Annotated in this window: 17 protein-coding genes; 7 read left to right on the top strand and 10 right to left on the bottom strand. The window is 38.5% G+C overall.

Annotation, left to right across the window (positions count from 1 at the left end):
* Positions 1–306: 306 nt before the first annotated feature.
* Entirely contained in the window at positions 307–3,195 is a 2,889-nt protein-coding gene (locus Sarmat_RS03085) for a hypothetical protein (protein ID WP_202149374.1), read from the bottom strand.
* Between the two features lie 185 nt (positions 3,196–3,380).
* Positions 3,381–3,623, bottom strand: coding sequence for a hypothetical protein (locus Sarmat_RS03080; RefSeq protein WP_202149373.1), 243 nt, complete (start codon positions 3,621–3,623; stop codon positions 3,381–3,383).
* Between the two features lie 620 nt (positions 3,624–4,243).
* Between Sarmat_RS03080 and Sarmat_RS03075 the strand changes: the two genes are divergently transcribed.
* Entirely contained in the window at positions 4,244–4,486 is a 243-nt protein-coding gene (locus Sarmat_RS03075; RefSeq protein ID WP_202149372.1) for a transposase, read from the top strand.
* Between the two features lie 407 nt (positions 4,487–4,893).
* On the opposite strand, the gene Sarmat_RS03070 is transcribed toward Sarmat_RS03075, so the two are convergent.
* The 8 genes from Sarmat_RS03070 to Sarmat_RS03035 all read right to left on the bottom strand — a co-directional run bounded on the left by Sarmat_RS03070 (position 4,894) and on the right by Sarmat_RS03035 (position 12,040).
* A complete protein-coding gene (locus Sarmat_RS03070; RefSeq protein ID WP_202149371.1) occupies positions 4,894–5,580 on the bottom strand; it encodes a hypothetical protein in 687 nt (228 codons plus the stop codon).
* 111 nt (positions 5,581–5,691) lie between these two features.
* Positions 5,692–6,504, bottom strand: coding sequence for a hypothetical protein (locus tag Sarmat_RS03065; protein WP_202149370.1), 813 nt, complete (start codon positions 6,502–6,504; stop codon positions 5,692–5,694).
* Positions 6,505–6,577: 73 nt separating this feature from the next.
* Positions 6,578–7,621: an LD-carboxypeptidase gene (locus tag Sarmat_RS03060; RefSeq protein ID WP_202149369.1), complete on the bottom strand. Its 1,044-nt coding sequence runs from the start codon at positions 7,619–7,621 to the stop codon at positions 6,578–6,580.
* A 20-nt stretch (positions 7,622–7,641) separates the two neighbouring features.
* Positions 7,642–8,364: a ribonuclease III gene (gene rnc / locus Sarmat_RS03055; protein ID WP_202149375.1), complete on the bottom strand. Its 723-nt coding sequence runs from the start codon at positions 8,362–8,364 to the stop codon at positions 7,642–7,644.
* A complete protein-coding gene (gene lepB, locus Sarmat_RS03050; protein ID WP_202149368.1) occupies positions 8,357–9,157 on the bottom strand; it encodes a signal peptidase I in 801 nt (266 codons plus the stop codon). The genes rnc and lepB overlap by 8 nt, the downstream gene beginning before the upstream one ends.
* A 93-nt stretch (positions 9,158–9,250) precedes the next feature.
* Positions 9,251–10,015: a flagellar basal body L-ring protein FlgH gene (gene flgH, locus Sarmat_RS03045; protein WP_202149367.1), complete on the bottom strand. Its 765-nt coding sequence runs from the start codon at positions 10,013–10,015 to the stop codon at positions 9,251–9,253.
* Positions 10,016–10,295: 280 nt separating this feature from the next.
* Positions 10,296–11,210: a flagellar basal body P-ring formation chaperone FlgA gene (flgA, locus tag Sarmat_RS03040; protein WP_202149366.1), complete on the bottom strand. Its 915-nt coding sequence runs from the start codon at positions 11,208–11,210 to the stop codon at positions 10,296–10,298.
* Between the two features lie 20 nt (positions 11,211–11,230).
* Positions 11,231–12,040, bottom strand: a complete 810-nt coding sequence (locus Sarmat_RS03035; RefSeq protein ID WP_202149365.1) for a flagellar hook-basal body protein — start codon at positions 12,038–12,040, stop codon at positions 11,231–11,233.
* Between the two features lie 274 nt (positions 12,041–12,314).
* Here Sarmat_RS03035 and Sarmat_RS03030 point away from each other — a divergent pair, with 274 nt between their 5' ends.
* The 6 genes from Sarmat_RS03030 to murG all read left to right on the top strand — a co-directional run bounded on the left by Sarmat_RS03030 (position 12,315) and on the right by murG (position 17,300).
* Positions 12,315–12,980 carry a nucleoside monophosphate kinase gene (locus Sarmat_RS03030; protein ID WP_202149364.1) on the top strand — a complete coding sequence of 222 codons (666 nt, stop codon included), beginning with the start codon at positions 12,315–12,317 and terminating at the stop codon, positions 12,978–12,980.
* Positions 12,981–13,104: 124 nt separating this feature from the next.
* Entirely contained in the window at positions 13,105–13,299 is a 195-nt protein-coding gene (gene secE, locus Sarmat_RS07335) for a preprotein translocase subunit SecE (RefSeq protein ID WP_202149363.1), read from the top strand.
* A 145-nt stretch (positions 13,300–13,444) separates the two neighbouring features.
* Positions 13,445–13,972 carry a transcription termination/antitermination protein NusG gene (gene nusG, locus Sarmat_RS03020; protein WP_202149362.1) on the top strand — a complete coding sequence of 176 codons (528 nt, stop codon included), beginning with the start codon at positions 13,445–13,447 and terminating at the stop codon, positions 13,970–13,972.
* A 21-nt stretch (positions 13,973–13,993) separates the two neighbouring features.
* Positions 13,994–14,473, top strand: coding sequence for a crossover junction endodeoxyribonuclease RuvC (locus Sarmat_RS03015; RefSeq protein ID WP_202149361.1), 480 nt, complete (start codon positions 13,994–13,996; stop codon positions 14,471–14,473).
* A gap of 473 nt (positions 14,474–14,946) precedes the next feature.
* Positions 14,947–16,137, top strand: coding sequence for a tetratricopeptide repeat protein (locus Sarmat_RS03010; protein ID WP_202149360.1), 1,191 nt, complete (start codon positions 14,947–14,949; stop codon positions 16,135–16,137).
* 11 nt (positions 16,138–16,148) lie between these two features.
* Positions 16,149–17,300, top strand: a complete 1,152-nt coding sequence (gene murG / locus Sarmat_RS03005; RefSeq protein ID WP_202149359.1) for an undecaprenyldiphospho-muramoylpentapeptide beta-N-acetylglucosaminyltransferase — start codon at positions 16,149–16,151, stop codon at positions 17,298–17,300.
* Positions 17,301–17,783 lie beyond the last annotated feature (483 nt).

Below are 17,783 nucleotides of genomic sequence, written 5' to 3'. Positions count from 1 at the left end.
CAAAAACTTTGGATGCTTCTTTTTGTGTTTTGTTCTTCAATCTTCGCTATATGGTTTTGTTGACATTTTTCCTTTAACAATACCATATCTCCTTATCTAATGTAAGGTAGGTTTACTATATGGGTATAAGACTTTCGGCTAAGCACTATCCATTCTGTCGAGATTAACAGCAACAGCCTTCACCACGAATGCACGGAGCTTGAGAAAAATCCAATATACCACCCAAAGTTGCTTTGGATGGTATAAAGAATTTACTATTGTCTACAAGATTCCCGTTCAGAGAATCTTATATTTTACGCATCATAATTAACGCGTTAGTTGTTGTATTAAGTCTTGAATTGCCTGCTCATTCTTTTTTCGCATAGCAATTACTGCATCTGTCTGCGATATCAATGCGTTGTAATGATTGATATCATCGGTAACTTCAACAGCATCTATGTCTAGAACGCTACTGGATAATTCCATAATAGATCTACTTTCATCTGAAATCTGCACTTGAATCGAATCTAATGCAGCAGAGCGATCGCCCCACTCTATTATTTTAACAGCTAGCGCATCACTCGCATGCAATATTGCTTTAGCAAAGCCCGCAGGATCTGCATCAATCGATCCAGCAGAAACAATAGCCATCGCAAAGCTCATTTGCTCTAGCCCAGCAGCAATCGCACCCCTCCAGCGCTCTAACTCAGCTGCAGTTGGATTTGCGCTAGGAATATCAGTGATACCAGCTTCATATACCCCTTGTCGAGTTTGATCTAACACAAAATTATACTCACGCACCATTGCTTCATCGCCATAGAACGCCGGATCTTCTATTGATGCTCTTTTTAAATTGCGCAATTCAAACCAATTGTCGGCATTAGCTCCTATAGCTTTAGTAATATGCATCATAGCCAACGTAGAACCAGCAATACCTCTTTGAGATAGATTCGAACCTATACCAGAAGAATTAGTAACGTTTGTTACCTGCACGTTACACGCAGCAATCACCGCAGCATCAGTAAGTATTGCGAGGAGTTGACCGTGCAAATCCTCGGCATCCCCTCCTGTACTAGCAACTGTTTTTATCGCAGCTATTATCGCTTGCTGTTCAGCGGTTGGATTTGCTATTTCGTCAATAGCATCACCTATTAAACCTTTATTTGTGTTGCAATCTTCTGCAAAATTTACAGATGCAAATGCCGTGCGGAACACTTTCACTGCATCCTTGCTAAGACCAGAATTTTCCAATGTGCCAAGCAAAGCTGTTCTAATAGAATAGTTTCCACCCAACTCTGGGCTATTAATGTCTGCAGAAAAAACCATTGCATCTATTGCATTAATAGCATCCTGTGCAATACGCTTAGCCGTGCCGTGCGTTAATGGATCATTAACAATGGCCTGGTACTCTGCGCGCACAGCCGCCTTTGCTTCATCTCGATCAGCCCCCCAGTTTCCTGGTGCGGTTGCAATATTTTGCAAACCATCAAAGACTTCGCCACGATATGCGCCTGGAGCACCAACACCAACTCCTCTCGCGCGCAAAATATCTCTTAAATAGTCTGATGCATTGGCATCAGCGGCCAAAACCACAGCCTTTGCTTTAGCCAACATAGAAGTACGATGAGCGTTAGCATTCTCTCCTAAAGCTAAATCTGCCACCGCATCGTGAGCATTTTCTGCATTTCCTGCATTATCCACTACCACTTGAGCAACAACAGACAATACATGCTTAACGTTATGATCTAAATCAGACGCATCTATAGCAGCAGCAAAACCAACCGTAAGTAACTGAGATGCAGCAATGACAATATCAGCATCTAGATCCGCTTCCGCTATATCATCTACTGCAGCACGAGCAGCTTCAAACATCAAGCGAGTTTTTTCATCAGTAGCATCTGCGATTAACTGATCATAGTAAGCAAGAGCATTTGCCTTAACTGCCGGCGCATCTGCTGCGTTAGCTCCGTCTGGAGCGCTGATAGCGGCGTTCAGCGGTAGCAACTTCACCATTTGGGCCATGCACTGAGCAGCGGGTTGATGAGATATGTCGAAAACATATCTAGTCAACGCGGCAAAGTAATCTGCAGCTGTGTCTTGTCCAGGCGCTAATGAACCAAGCACTTGCGCTTCCACGCCAACAAACTGACTCAACAACTCCTCTTGTCCTTTATAAGATTTTAGCAGCTTTAAATTTTTAACAAATGCCGCCGCATCCTGTGCTGTGGCACCTAATGGCAACCCATTCATCTTGCTCATTAAATCTGCGGCAGAAAAATTAATGGTATCTTGTTTCGCAAGAATTGCTTGCGTCATTAAGTGAGCGGAGCAAGAACCAGCAAGCTGCGGAGAATTAACATGATTCAATTCTCCATTTTCATACTGAGTTATTAATCCGCGTACTGTATCGCTTGCAATCAATGCAAATTGTCTCAATGCAGAGTCATTCGCTCCATCTTGAGCAACATTTGTGTATGCTTCATAAATTACTTGCAATACTGGCAGCGCTTCCGTTACTCCAGCCTTTATTTGATCTCTCGTAACATCAGCAGCAACAGATTGAAGATGCCCGATGAACGATAAGTCTCTCTTAGTATCAGCTTCAGAAACATCGATACGACCTACTACTGAAATTGGCAATATTGGGTCAAAAGCCTCGTTAATTCTAACATCAGATTGCAAACCATTACCAGGCAATAATCTAACTTCATAAAAATTCAAAGCGCGATCGAACGAAGGAGTTAAAAAGAGAGACAATGGCTTAGAGCCTTGAGGCACTCCTGTTTTTTTGCATTGTTCCTGTGTTAGTGGCTGTGCACACTGGCCAGTAAAGATTTTTTGGCTTGCTATCTCTGCTCCGGATAAGTCGTGAAAAGCTTGTAACATCTTACTTCTTATACCATTTTGTAACTCTTGTATTTCACGCTTGTTTTGATTGCGTACAGCTCTACTTGTTAAATCACGACCACTATCAAGCGCATCTTTCGCTCTGAGCAGGCTGTTTTGCGAGCCATCTATGCTTTGTTTTATGTATTCTATATTCTGATTAAATTGCTCAAGTATACCTCCATTTACTTTCATACCTTGAGCGCTCACTATAGCATTAGGATCGCTTGCAATATTTCGCTTGCCCGTTCTAAGTTCGTCATACTTTCTGTTCACCTTCCTCATGAACTCAGAGCGTGTTTTGATCGCGGCGTTAACGTTTACTGACATAATTTCTACCTTTTAAAAATTGATTAAATAAAATATAAATAGTTTTTTGTTTACATAACTTCGCATATAAACTCTAGTTAGTGATGCGCAAGTTTGTTGTTTGAAATATGCAACAAAAAGCGCGTCGCTAAAAGAAGTTACTTGCTAGCAGTACTAAATGTAACACACATTAGAGAATAAAGCAACTATATAAATATGAAAAAATAGGATAAGTCGTGAAAAGCTTGTAACATCTTACTTCTTATACCATCTTGTAACTCTTGTATTTCACGCTTGTTTTGATTGCGTACAGCTCTACTTGTTAAATCACGACCACTATCAAGCGCATCTTTCGCTCTGAGCAGGCTGTTTTGCGAGCCATCTATGCTTTGTTTTATGTATTCTATATTCTGATTAAATTGCTCAAGTATACCTCCATTTACTTTCATACCTTGAGCGCTCACTATAGCATTAGGATCGCTTGCAATATTTCACCTGCTCGTTCTAAATTCGTCATACTTTCTACTTAACTTCTTTGCGAACTCAGCGCGGGCTTTGATCGCAGCGTTAGTACTTACTGACATAAATTCTTACCTTTTTAAATTACTATTCAAAATACATTCTTAAACTTCATAGCTCCTCTCTGCTACATATATTTGTATATCAACGCGACAACAAAAACATGTATATAAAAAAATCTATGATAGCAACTTCGAATTTAGCACACGCCCTACGATAAAACAATCCCATAGTTCAAAAAATAAAATATTTACATCATATAAGTTGCAAAATTATTAATGAATAAGAAGACTGTGGATAGTGATAATGAGTGGTTAATGATAGATTCTACTATTATCAGAGCGCACCAGCACTCAGCAGGTGCTTTAAAAAAATACCGAAACTGGTATGCAAGAACAAGGGCTAGGAAGATCTAAAGGAGGGTTTAGTAGCAAATTACATGCTGCTTGTGATGCATTGGGAAATCCTGTGAGATTCTTTGTTACTGCAGGACAAAGGTCTGATTATATAAAAGCGTTAGATTTGGTAAAAGATAGAAAAATATAGAAAAATGGAGGCCTTGATAGCAGATAAGGGATATGATGCGGATTATATGGTTAAGGCAGCTAATGATGCGAAAGCTGAAGTTGTAATACCTTCCAGAGCAAGAAGAAAAGTACCAAGGGAGTATGACGAAGAATTGTATAAGGAACGGAATTTAATTGAACGTATGTTCAATAAGCTCAAGCATTTTAGGCGTGTCGCAACAAGATACGACAAGCTTGATATTGCATATCTTGGCTTTGTTTTATAGCCAGAATTTATCTATGGATAGAATCAAGTCGATACTATCTAGGCCTTTCAATTATTTGCTCCATTACATCTATTAACTGTTCAGTCTCTTCAGAGCTTAGAACGCGATTTTTTGCTATCGCAACCAACTTCGCGACCAATCGTTCCAAAGTTTTCTTACTTACTGAAAATAATAACGCGGCTGAAGCTTAACTCTTTCCTGATTCAACATGTCTGATCACCCTAATTCTTATGTCCATATTAAATGCCTTTGTACTCATTTTTTCATTTGAGCATACCACATATTATCCCTAATTCAACCTAAATTACTATATATATCGATGAAAGCGGTATTGATATGAGTATTTACAAAAATAGAGGATGGAAGATAAAAGGAATGAGAAGCTATTCAACTAAAATTACTACAACTTACTTCTTGCGCGCAATATGTCTATATTGCCTATCATAAAACACATCTCCAACTTTAAAACATCCTACAATATTACCTTGATGCGTGGCAAAATCATTAATCATCTGTATTAACTTTTTTCTCATCTCGCACACATCAAGTTTTGTAAATACTTCACAATTACCCTCCAACCTCCCCTTATTAATTCTAATATAATGTATATGCCAACTATAATCCTCTTGCCAATGCCACAAAATCTGTGGATTTTGCAATAACACTAAGGCACAAGCTATTAGCAAAAACGACTCTCCATTTTTATTCTGTTTCTGAGTCGGTAGGGAGTTGGTTTGATAGCGCATGACGTGAATTTGCTTTGTTGCGTGATACAATTCTAACCTATCTATTTTGCATTTAATATTCAACCTTCTCATACCCCCTTCATCTTTAAGATTATGCCAAAAATCAAAATATTTAAAACAATATAATGTCTCAGGGCTACGGTCACGGATGAATGATAAATATGATTCTTCAGTCATCTGTAAGAGTTTTAACCATATAGATATGATATGTTGCGGCACTGCCCACGTGGTGTGGTGGCACAGGAGAATTTGAGAAAAAGATTCGCCAGATATATTGTGTAAAGAGATAATTTCCTTAAGAACAAAAGAGAAAAGACGCGTGTAACCATCTGTTTCTACATTAGTCAAGGGACTTAACTTAAGAATATTTTTGAGATAAAAAACATATGAATTTTGTATAAGCAACTCTATGTCTGTAACTCTCAGCTTAGTGGGAAATGGCATTGTAAAAAAAATAAATCACTGCCGCCAATGACGTTGATTGCTAATAGCATGAATATCAATAGGCGAATTAGATCTTATCGGATTAATATCTATCCCGCCTCTTCTAGTATACCTTGCGTATAATAATAGCTCCGCAAAATTCGCGCTCGCACAGAGCTTGCAAAATAACTCCTCCACTAAACTTTCATGAAACATCTGATGATCTCTCAGAGAAATAAGATAACATAACAAGCTCTGATGATTAATACGCGGCCCAGCATAGCACAGCTGCAAAAACCCCCAGTCAGGTTGGCTCGTTACTGGGCAATTAGATTTTAATAAATTAGAATACAACACTTGACGTACATCACCACCTTCATCAAACTCTAAAGTTTGATAATTAATCGAAACATCCTGCTCATCCAAACACAATACCTGCGCCTTTGCATAACCATCAAATTTATAACAAGAAACCATCAAGTTTTGATTATTATATTGTTGCATAGGTTGAATGCGCACAACTAAACCATCGCACTCACTTGCGCCACTCAAATCTTTAGTAATGAGGGTTAGCAACTCGTCTTTACCAATAGTAAGATTATTGAGCGAATTCAAATATAACTTAAGAGATTTTGATTCTAATATATACTTCGAGTCAATAGGAAACCATATCTCTAGAATCGCCACCATGGGTTTGCCATCATAACCCAACCACGACAACTCATAACAATTCCATATATCAAAACCATACATGGCTACCTCTCGTACGGTGCGAGCTATTGGTTGTAGTATAGACGCATCATAACACTTGGGATATTGGCTAACTCGCCCGAGATGAATAAAACTCATTGTTATTTTGTTAATTTATTATTATATATTTACTACTATATTGTTATAAATATTATGAATTGATGTGTCGGGTTTATAATATATCTGTACTAACTGGTATAACTATCTCAAAATCCTCGCGCCCAGACCTGAAGTCCTTTTGTCCAACATTTTGTTGGTAATTTTTGCGAGTAATGCTACTAGGCGCACCAAAAATCAGAGGAAAATTATCTCTCCCATGACCAAAGCAATCTACTTGAAAAACGGGAATTTGCACGTCCTTAGCAAATCTTTCGATGGCAAATTGAGCTTGCTGCCCACAATTACTTAAGCTACCAACAAGTATCGCCCGCGCCCCATCTAGCGCTCCGGCCTGCTTTAGATGCGTTAATCTTCTATCGATGCAATACCCATCCTCTCCGCATTCTTCTATAAAGAGAATTCTACCTTTAGCTCTCACTTGCCAACTCGTACCCAAACTATTCTCTAGAATTGTAAGATTTCCCCCTATGATTTGAGCGTCAATTTTCTCGCACTTCGCCGCGAATTTATTTAAGGCTTTAATTTTGTTATAGCGTAGCTCCAATGCCTGACTGGGCTTACGAGAGATAATCTTTATTAAATCAGTAAAATTTTTTTCATTTACTTCCGTCTTTGCCAAATCACTTGGCATTGCGCCGTGAATACCCTTCCAGCCCCAACGATCAAAAAACAAATGCAGAAAAGTAATATCGCTATATCCAATAATCACTTTACTTTGCTCTGGAGGTTGTATCTTCGTTAAAAAATCTAGCAATCGCGCAGAACCATAACCGCCCCTCACGGCCCATATATACTTTTTTTTCTTATCATATATGGCTTTTTTTAAGTCTAAAAAGCGCTCTGCATCAGTGCCAGAATGATAAGGTAGAGCTGATGTTTTAAATAGCGGTAGAGTGCATGGGAAAAGCTTGCAAATCTTACGCATACTTTCTTGGCTAACTGCCGAAGCCGGCAAAACATAAGAAATATTAGAACAATCAAAGCTTGGTAATTTTATAGATGCTTGAACGTTTGTTGAACTTAAATGCAAGATGCATCCTAATATAAGAAAAACGTACAGCATTTTGGAACTGCGATGCAGAGAAGTCTTAAGCATAAAAATTTATTCTAGTGATATCATGAAGTTAAAGCAGAGGACTTTATGAGATTCAATAAGCGCAGCGCGGCATCTTTCTGAGCAGTTTTCATGGAAGAGCCGCTGGCCATCACCTCATAATTCATAGCGCGCAGCCTAACGTGAAAGATTGGGGCATGGTCTGGCCCATCCTTTTTAACCAGCTCATACTCTGGCCATACAATGGTTTTCTGCGCTTGGCAAAGCTCCTGTAGCTCAGTTTTAGGATCATATGTTTTTACCACATCAACTTGCAGCAATAACTCATGCCAAAGAGTTAATACAATCTTTCTAGCGCGTTCTATGCCGGCATCTAAATACAAAGCACCTATTACGGCCTCCATGGAGTTTTCGATGTTGTTTTTGCTATCTCTACCACCAGAACTTTCTTCTCCGGCAGTCATGAGTATATATTTAGATAATTCTATGCTGTTAGCAACTTGGGCAATAGCATCCTTGCACACTAAAAAAGAGCGCATTTTAGCTAAAGAACCTTCGTTTTGTCGGGGGTTTTTGCGAAATAAAAACTCAGTAATAAAAAATGACAACACAGCATCACCTAAAAACTCGAGCCTTTGATAATCCTTTACCTTAACTTTTCTAATATGCTTGAGGGAAGGATGAGAGAGGGCCTCTATTAATAATTCCGGCTTTTTAAAGCGATACCCTAAGCGAGACTGTATAGCAGCGCAACTATCTTCTTTATAGCTTATTTCACTATACATCGTCACCAATTCTGTTCCATCTGAGCTCTCTAAACCACCTGATGGTATTGTAAAAATAATCTTGCCATTGCGCCTGCTCAGCAAAAAGCCTACCAGTACTGGAAAAAATAATAAATCTGGCTTTGGCCACAAGATGATCCGACGGCACGAACCCCACGTCTAACCTAGAGTCATTAGACTCATACCTATTATCCCCCATAAAAAAATAACTATCTTGCGGCACATATTCTGGCCCCCAGTTACTCACAGATGCGCTAACATCTTGCGCATAATAAGCAAAGTGCGAAAAGCCGTTTGGTAGAGTTTCGCGGTATTTATTGTAAACTTTACCAGAGTCATCATTTATCACGCCATCTGTCTGTCGCTCTATAGCAACATCATTAATGTATATAACATCATCAATAATTTGCACCTTATCTCCCGGCAAACCTATTAGGCGCTTGATGTATTTATCAGATGCCTTATGATGAGGCTGAAACACCACCACCTCACCTCTTTGCGGGGTGTCTGATGAGATGAATGGTAAATGCACTTTGCCATTCCATAGCTTGATATTGAACGGCAGCGAATAGCGACTAGCGCCATAAGAATATTTGGTAACCAAGAGATAGTCTTGCTCTAATATCGTAAACTTCATCGAGCCAGTAGGTACGCACACAATTTCAAGCAAAAAGCTGCGCACAAGCATCGCTAAAATCAAAACATATAAAAAAGATCGAAGCTCGCGTATTATGCAAAAGCTTTGAATTTCTTTTTCTCGATGTTTGTTAGTACGACTATTGTATATTGTCATGATATATAAAGAAATTAAAAATATTAGAATTATTTGTTATTTTATCCACAACTCTTTGATATGTTCAGCTTTCAAACAACCCACGGCATACACCTAAAATGGCGAAACGGCTTCGAGTATCTGCTCGCCATATTTAGGCGTTTGCAGGTCAGTAATAACGCCTTTGCCACCATAGGCAATTCTCGCTTCTGCTATCTGATCAGAGCTAATAGAATTGTCTGTCGTGATATCTCGGGGGCGGATTATTCCGGCCACCGTCACTTCCCTTAACTCATGATTAACTCGCACTTCTTGCTTACCTTGAATCACTAAATTGCCATTATGCAATACTTTCACGACCAACGCAGCAATTGTAAGCTGAACATCTTCTTGTCTTGCAATCTTACCTAGGCCAGACTGATCAGCTTTTGCGTTAAATCCTAATATATCCACCGGGTCCAATTGCCCAAGGTTCTTGCCAGTCACTGCAGCCACCACTCCTTTCTGTCCTAGAAAATCTATATCTCCTATTCTATCTGTTTTATTTCTTTTTCTTTGCGTAGAGTTGTTTAAAGATGCGCTATCTTGAATTTTTACAACTACTTTTAAAATATCTCCTACTCTCCAAGCCCTATTATCTCTAAAAAAGCTAGTGGAGCCAGGCTGCCATAAGGAATTAGTTTTGCGCACATACTTCGCTCTCTCCTCGTTTTTGTTTGCTTCTTCTTGAACTCTGCGATCTTCTTCTTCCTTAATATTCATAACTTGCACTGAGTCCATTGGAGGAGGTTTGCGAAAATTTGACAATCTATCTGAAATCTGCACGCACCCACTAAACAATGGTAGAAGGCAGACCGCTATTACAATACTCTTGTTCATTTACTCTTTTTTCATTAGCTATTTATAAATTCTTAGTGATTATGTAATTGTTAAAGAGTAATAATAGACAAACCTAATTCAAGTATCAATAAATCTGAGTAACCTGAAGGATCAAATTTATAATATGAGACCGCTTATAACGCTACTCTTGATAGCAACTACGCTGGCTCTTATGCTCAAAACCTCACTTAGTTTCGTATACGCTTCAGTATTCCGCGCTTTCATTTGCTCCTTGCATTTGGGCTTAGCCTAGCGCGAACTTTGCAAGCAGTATATTATATCATTCTAACACTTGCACCGAGCCGGACTCAATAACCTTACCACTAATTATAGCACCCGAGCTCTGATTCTTCACCTTAATCACATCGCCAACGGCGCCACTAGAAAGAGCAACTCCACAAACCCTGATGGTAATATTCTCTGAAGAATAGATCAAGTTTACCGTATCTTGTATTTTTATCACAATAGGCTTCACAAGATCTGTCTGTTTAATTACAGATCCACGCCCTATCATCTTTCGCGCCTGTAAACCTATCAAACTCTTGGCGCTAGATATTGGCACGTGACTCACTCTATCAAACAGCACTCTGTGATACGCTATATCTGACTCATGAATAATCTCTAATGGAGCAAGACTTCTTGCTGCTATAGGTATATTAGCCCATACTCGATATTTGCCAGAAATATAATCTGCACCAAACGAGTTAGAGAGATAAGTTATCTTTGCTACAAAAGAGGAATTACGGGTATTTAGCGAATCTAAATATACATCGTTCACTTCCTGTGACTTAATGTTTTTATTATTTTTATTATCTGCTAACGATGAATCTAAGATCAGTTCAATATCTAAGCAATCTTGAGATGGAGAAGCGGCAACTCTTTGCAGTATTAAATTCTTAATAAATCCTTCTAGTTGGTCATCATTAAATGCTTTGCAATCAAATACATAAAAAAGACTTATTAGTAGTAACAAGTGTGAAAAAGTAGACTTGCTAGACTTCTTTCGAAATTCTACTCTTAACGGTAAGGCACTTTCGCTGTCGATACTCAAATCCTCACGCGCTCCATAGACTTCTTCGCGTACTCTTGTATTTGCTCCTGATTGAGTGAGTTTGGAAAGAAGCCTAGTGAGTTTCCATAGAAGCCTACCAAGACCCCTAAACACAAACAACGAGGCCTTGCGAAAGTTAAACATTGCTATTATGCGAGTTCTTGCTAAGTCTGTAGTAATTTTACTAAATTTTTCTCTTGTTCTGTATTCAAAACAACCAATTGCTGTATTATTTGCTGATGAGAGTTGCAGCGCACTAACTCTGGCAATATTGTTAGTGGAGTTGCAACCGACCCCTCCACCATAAATTGAGATATATTATAAGACTCCGGATTTAATTCAAAAGCATCTCCTGATGCTGGCGATTCATATAAGGAGTTGTTACCAGCCCTTATTAGACCAGATAAATTAGCAAAGTTGTATAACACTATCTGCCCTAAAAACAATGGCTCTGCTACCCCAGGTATATTAGCTTGCACTATCCCAGCCGGCGTAATTTCTATATTTTGCAAATTACCAATCACTTCTACTGGCACCGTTATATCAGAGCTCAAAAACCGCCCATCCATACTTACCAACCTACGAGTATCCTTATCTATCTGAAAACGACAATCTCTAGTATAAGCTCTGCCATTTGGCGAAAGAGTGTCGTTTAAAGCAACAAAACCAGGGCCTTGAATAGCAAAACTCAGAGGGTCCGTAACTGCTTTCGGAGTCCCAATAGAAAAATCATATGCGATAGACAAAATTTTAGCGCCGGTCCCTACCTGCACGCCGCTAGGGGTTGGAGCGTAGTCGGAGTACTGTCTCACTCCTGCATTCTTATAGTTCTGATAGAATGAATCAACTATAGTAATTTGCGACGGTTTGTATCCTATTGTATGGACGTTCGCAATATCGTTGGTCATAGCGCTTATAAGAAGCTCGTTTTGGGCTAAAGCATTGTATACCTGAGTAAGAGCACTTCCTGCCATATATACCTATTTGAATTAAATTAGAATGGATTATCTTTATATTTTTATTTTATATTTTTATATCTTATGCATTTCTACTATGATTTTTATGTAAAAACAAACAATACACAAATTCAAGTAACTTGAGTATATCATTTTCAAAAACAATTGTACATACTTTTTTGATAGTAAAAAAATTAAATAATTAAGACTTATTTTTTTTCAAATCCATGATACACTCACCTGAGTAAGAATAGAGTACTTATTGACAGTAGGTAAAAACAAATAGATTAAAATGACGAATTCCTTGGTAAAAAAAATTGCAATAATATTAACTGGCATGCCTGGTTCTGGCAAAGGCACTTATGCACCAATTATCGCGCAGGATTTGCGTTGCCACATACTATCTGTAGGTAATGTACTACGTAGACTCGCCAAAACGCAAGAAAATGGCGAAGTGGCGCAACTTATGAACAGCGGAACGCTTCTGCCAGATGCGGTAGTGAATCGGGTAGTTGCAGATGAATTAAATGATGACAAATATTTGCCATGCTGTGTGATCGATGGATATCCAAGAAGCTTGATACAGGCACAATTTTTATCCACACTCTATTCTGATTCGTTGTATTGTATACATTTCGATATTTTGCCGCAAACGGCAATTCAAAGAGTGTTAGGTAGATTCAGCTGTGCTGACTGTGATGCTGTATACAATAAGTTTAGCAACCCACCAGTCAACAATGTGTGCGCATGCTCAAGTTCTCGCTGGGTTTATAGAAGCGACGATACTCAAGAGACGATGGAGAACAGAATCAAACAATATCACCAGAGCACTGAACCTATTTTGGAGTTATATCGTCATTCTGAGCGTTTTTATATAGTAGATTCTAATAAGCAAGCTCAGCTGGCTGCGTTAGAGGTGCATGATGTAGTGAAAAAAATCACGACCTCTATAAATTAAATGAGTTTTTGGGTGTATGTATACGCTTTTTATTTATGGGCTTGACATACCCCATTCTCTCCTCCTATCATACTGCTGTGAGACGGTGCGAGTTTTTATAAAATATATTTAGAAATACCACAATATGTTTAAAAAAGTACATCAGTTTTTAGGCGAAGTAAGAGCAGAGGCGGTTAAGATCGTTTGGCCAAATTTAGCTGAAATGAAGAGTTCGGTTCTGTTAGTTTGCATCATTGTGTTTGCTTTTAGCTTAGTCTGTTTGCTCTGTGATTATTTAATTCACGCGTTAGTTAAGTTCCTGCTAGCTTTTAGCTTGTAGATTGAGGTTATGTTTGCTAATATGTTTTGAGTTGCTTTTCCTTTGATGCGCTTTGTTTGTGGTAATCTAATCAAAACCTCATCTGCTTTTTAATAAAAGTACTCTAATTAATTTATTTGCGCTAACTTAACATACATACAACAGCATGAAAAAATGGTATATCCTGCACATTGTTGGGGGTTCTGAGAATTCTGTTAAACGCCAACTCGAAGAACAAATTACTAAGAAACAGAAGCAAGATTTTTTTGAACAGATAGTAGTACCCGCGGTATCTGTTTCTGTATTGAAGAATAATAAAATGGTTGAAGTTTCAAAAACTTTAATGCCAAGCTATATACTCATTAAGATGGAAATGAACGACGAAACCTGGCATTTAGTGAACTCCATTCCAAAAGTCACTGGTTTCTTAGGTTCTAATAAAAACCGTCCTACTCCGCTTAGCGAAGAGGAAGTGGAAACCATGCTTAAAAATTTAACCGCCGCTTCTGAAGATCAGCGTGGGTGTGAGTATCGAGTAGGTGAAACTGTTGCTATTACTTCAGGGCCATTTGATAAATTTTCTGGTATTATAGAAGAAATCGATGAAACAAACTCTAAGTTGCGTTTATCTGTATTAATTTTTGGTAAACAGGTACCAATCGAGCTACAGTTTCATCAAGTGAAAAAACAATAAGTTAACTGGTATTACTTATCTATGTTTATTCTTGGAATAGATCCATCATTGCGCTCCACAGGCTGGGCCATTGTAACAAGACTTGAGGAGTTGTGTTTATATACTAAAAGCGGAGTTATTATTACCTCTTCCGCTCAAGACTATACAACCAGATTGTCCGTGCTCTATAATGGAATCTCAAATATTTTAAAAGACTTTGCACCTGGTTTAGTGGTGATGGAGCAGACATTTGTAAATGCAAACCCCATGTCTTCTCTGATTCTAGCTATGGCGCGCGGTGCTATGATGGCTGCTGTAGGGAATGCTAAGGTACGCATGATAGAAAGTTCACCTAATACAATTAAACAAAATTTCACCGGTCATGGTAAAGCTACTAAGGCTCAGATGAGGCTTATGGCTAGTACTTTGTTTCATCTCGATGGCGAGGTTTTAGACCACAACCAAATAGATGCTCTGGCCGCTGCATATACCGGATATCTGGAATATAAGGTTGATTCATAGCGTAATTTAGTTTTTACTATCAAGTTTTGACTATCAAAAACTTGTAGCATTGTTTTTAAACGTGATATGCTCAAGTTACCTGATTTATATGTCGTTTGTTTTCGCATAAAAAATCGTGGTAATATAGCAAATTTTAATCGCAAGGAGTATACGAAGCCCGGAACACTGAAACGTACGTGAAGTTAAGCGAAGGTTTTGAATTATACTTCTTTTTGAAACTTGCTTATGATGAGCAAACGCAGGGAGTATACGAAGTACAGAACTTTGAGCGTACGTGAAGTTAAGCGAGGGTTTCAAATCAACGGTGTCGCCGCCATATTTGGCGTGAAGGAGTAGAGTTTTTCAAAGAAGTCTATTACCATGAGGATACAAATAGTGAGTCAACTAATAATTATTCTACTTGACAAAAGTGTAAGTGAAGATATAAAGTGCTTGTCACGTATTACGTATCATCCAGAATAAGTGTTATAACAATGCAAACACACTTTTCATCCAAACCGACAATTATTAACTATAGATACACGCCTAAAACGCCACAAACACACACCACCTCAAAAACGCAAGGTGATTTAAAGCAGTGCGAAACAGAACAACAAGATCAAGGATATACTAGACCTCTTACAAAACCCGCTCATGATGAGCAAATGCAAGGATCGTATAAAGTGCAGAACCGGAGCGTACATGAAGTATGTGAGACTTCGAGCGTTAGAGCGCCTTCACAGTTTGTGCCAGGAGTAGAGCTTCTGAAGAAGTCTACTCTAGAAACGCGCAAAAACTTAGATCACGCTACAGATATAAAAGAAAATTTAAACAAAGCCAATGTCTTACTATCTTATTCGGACGAAAGGAGTGTAGAGCAAGCATTGGATCTATTCCAACAAATACTCAAATCTACACCTAACGAGGAGGGGGCGATTAAGGGCATAGGGGATGCATATTTTAAGCTCAAAAACTACAACCAGGCAGTTTTGCATCTTGGGCAGCTATCACAAAATGCTAATGCAGCAAAAAGCTGTGGGGATGCATATTTCTTTTTAGGACAATATCAGAATGCAATAGAGAAGCTGGAGACGGCATTGTTTCTAAAATATACTCTCGTTGATATTGTGCATAAAACAATAGGAGATAGTTACTATCATCTTGCCAACTATCAAATGGCGCTTGAGAGTTACGCCAAAAGTCCGAATAACCCCTGGGCGTGGAAAACGAAGGGTGATATTCTTGCAAATGGCCTTGGCGTAAAACAAGATATCAACCAGGCCATTCAATGTTACGAAAAAGCCATGGAGCTTGGTTTGGAAGATAGCAGTGCCACGACAAAGAGTTTAGGAACGCTTTATCTCACTACTGCATCTTATGAAAAAGCCTTTGCTGTTCTAAGTCAAATTGCTCATAAAGACCCGGAGTGCGCGAAATATAGCGCAGATGCTATGCTGCATCAACAAAAATATACCGATGCCATTGCTCGATACTCATTAGCAGTGAAACTAAATGATCGATATGCAGAAGCCTACCGCGAAATGGCTCATTGTTTCTTGCAGATTGGGCGGAGAGAGGAGGCGGTAGAAAATTACAAAAAAATTCTGCAAATCGCTCAGCAAGGTACTGAAGTTTACGGTATAGCGAGTGCGCGCATAGAGCAAATGTCTAAAACATCAACTTAAAATCAAAGCTCATGCCAAAGTTCATAGACACTAACTCTACACGTCATATTGTTATATCCACAGGTGGCACTGGGGGGCACGTTTTTCCTGCCACGGTACTTTTTCATGAACTGTCTATCCATTATAAAGTGATCCTTCTTTCAGACGAGAGAGGTGCTGCCTATATCCAAGACTGCCCCTATCAAGTGATAGCAGTGAAGTTAAAAACAAATAACATTTTCAACATCATCAAATCTTTGTTTAATATAACGCATAATACTATTAAAGTATTACGTATGTTTATTCAAAAAAAACCATGGGTTGTTATAGGATTTGGGTCGTATGTCACAATACCAGCTTTAGCTGCCGCGTTTTTCTTAAGAATACCAATTATACTACACGAGCAAAATCAAATATTAGGTAAAACAAACAAACTTTTTGCGCCTTTTGCAAAAAAAATAGCACTCGCTCTTAGCCAAAACATTAGCGATAGTCGCTTTGATAAGAAGAGTGTGTATACTGGCAATTTTATAAGAACAGATATTTCGTCTGTATCATATAAATATAGCGATGCATTAAATGATGTTGATAGCGAAGAAGAGCTGCGCAAACGCAATTTTACGTCTCTAGAACTCAATGAGAGTCCGTTCACTATAGTGGCTATAGGTGGCAGCCAAGGCGCCGCCATATTTGCGCAAATCATTTCTCGCGCTTTGCTGTTGACGAAAAAGCAAATAGGCTATGCTTGCGATTTGCATATTATTCAGCAAGCAAAAAAAGACCAAATCGCTGATCTAGAAGCTTTTTATAAAGAAAATAACATAAGGCATGAGATTAGTGATTTTTTTTATGATATGAATCGCGTTTACGCTCAAGCAGATTTAGTAGTGGCACGCGGTGGGGCTTCCACTATATCAGAGTTATATGCATGCTGCATCCCCGCTATTCTAGTTCCACTTCCATCATCTGCCAGCAATCATCAAATGCATAATGCTAGATACTTTGCGCACATCGGAGGGGGGTGGTGTTTAGAAGAGAAGCGGTTTACGCCAGAAACTTTGGCATATTATCTTCAATTATTTATAAGTGAAAGACATAGATTGTTTCATGCATCTTGGTTTCTTGAGCGAAAGAAGCGCGATGAAAAGGTGGTATCAATGCTAGATATAGCTAAAGCGTTATAAACAGAATATGAATTTAGGAGAGAAGTGATATTCTGATGGGTAGGAAGATCTCAAGAGGCGCATATGGCATATCCCCCTAGCATTAAAAGATCAAAGTAAAAGAGAAAGAAGATTTATCATGCAGACTCTTAGTACCAGACAGTTAGGTAAAAAAGTAGTAGCGTAAAGGTAGCAAAGCAGTTAAACATATACATTTTTAACGATAATTAAGGATGTTTATGTTCTACAATACCACTTTACGCCAAATGTTATCAAAACATTTTCGATGGAATAAATCAAGAGTCGAATTATTGGGGATGATAATTTTATCACTTTTTAAGACCCAGAACGTACAAATTCCTAAAATAGCAGAGAGCATAATAAGAACCAGTCACGCAAAACATTTAACTAACCTATTCAGCATAATTTTTGTGAAAGCTAATTGAACAAAAGCCTTAGCGGATGAAGGGGAAATCTCATAATCCTTGGACAATCTTCTGAAAT

The sequence above is a fragment of the Candidatus Sarmatiella mevalonica genome, assembly GCF_016751895.1.
In the GTDB taxonomy this organism is placed as follows: Bacteria; Pseudomonadota; Alphaproteobacteria; order Rickettsiales; family Rickettsiaceae; genus Sarmatiella; species Sarmatiella mevalonica.
Note: the sequence above shows the minus strand (reverse complement) of the source record. Positions and strands in the feature narration are given on the sequence as shown.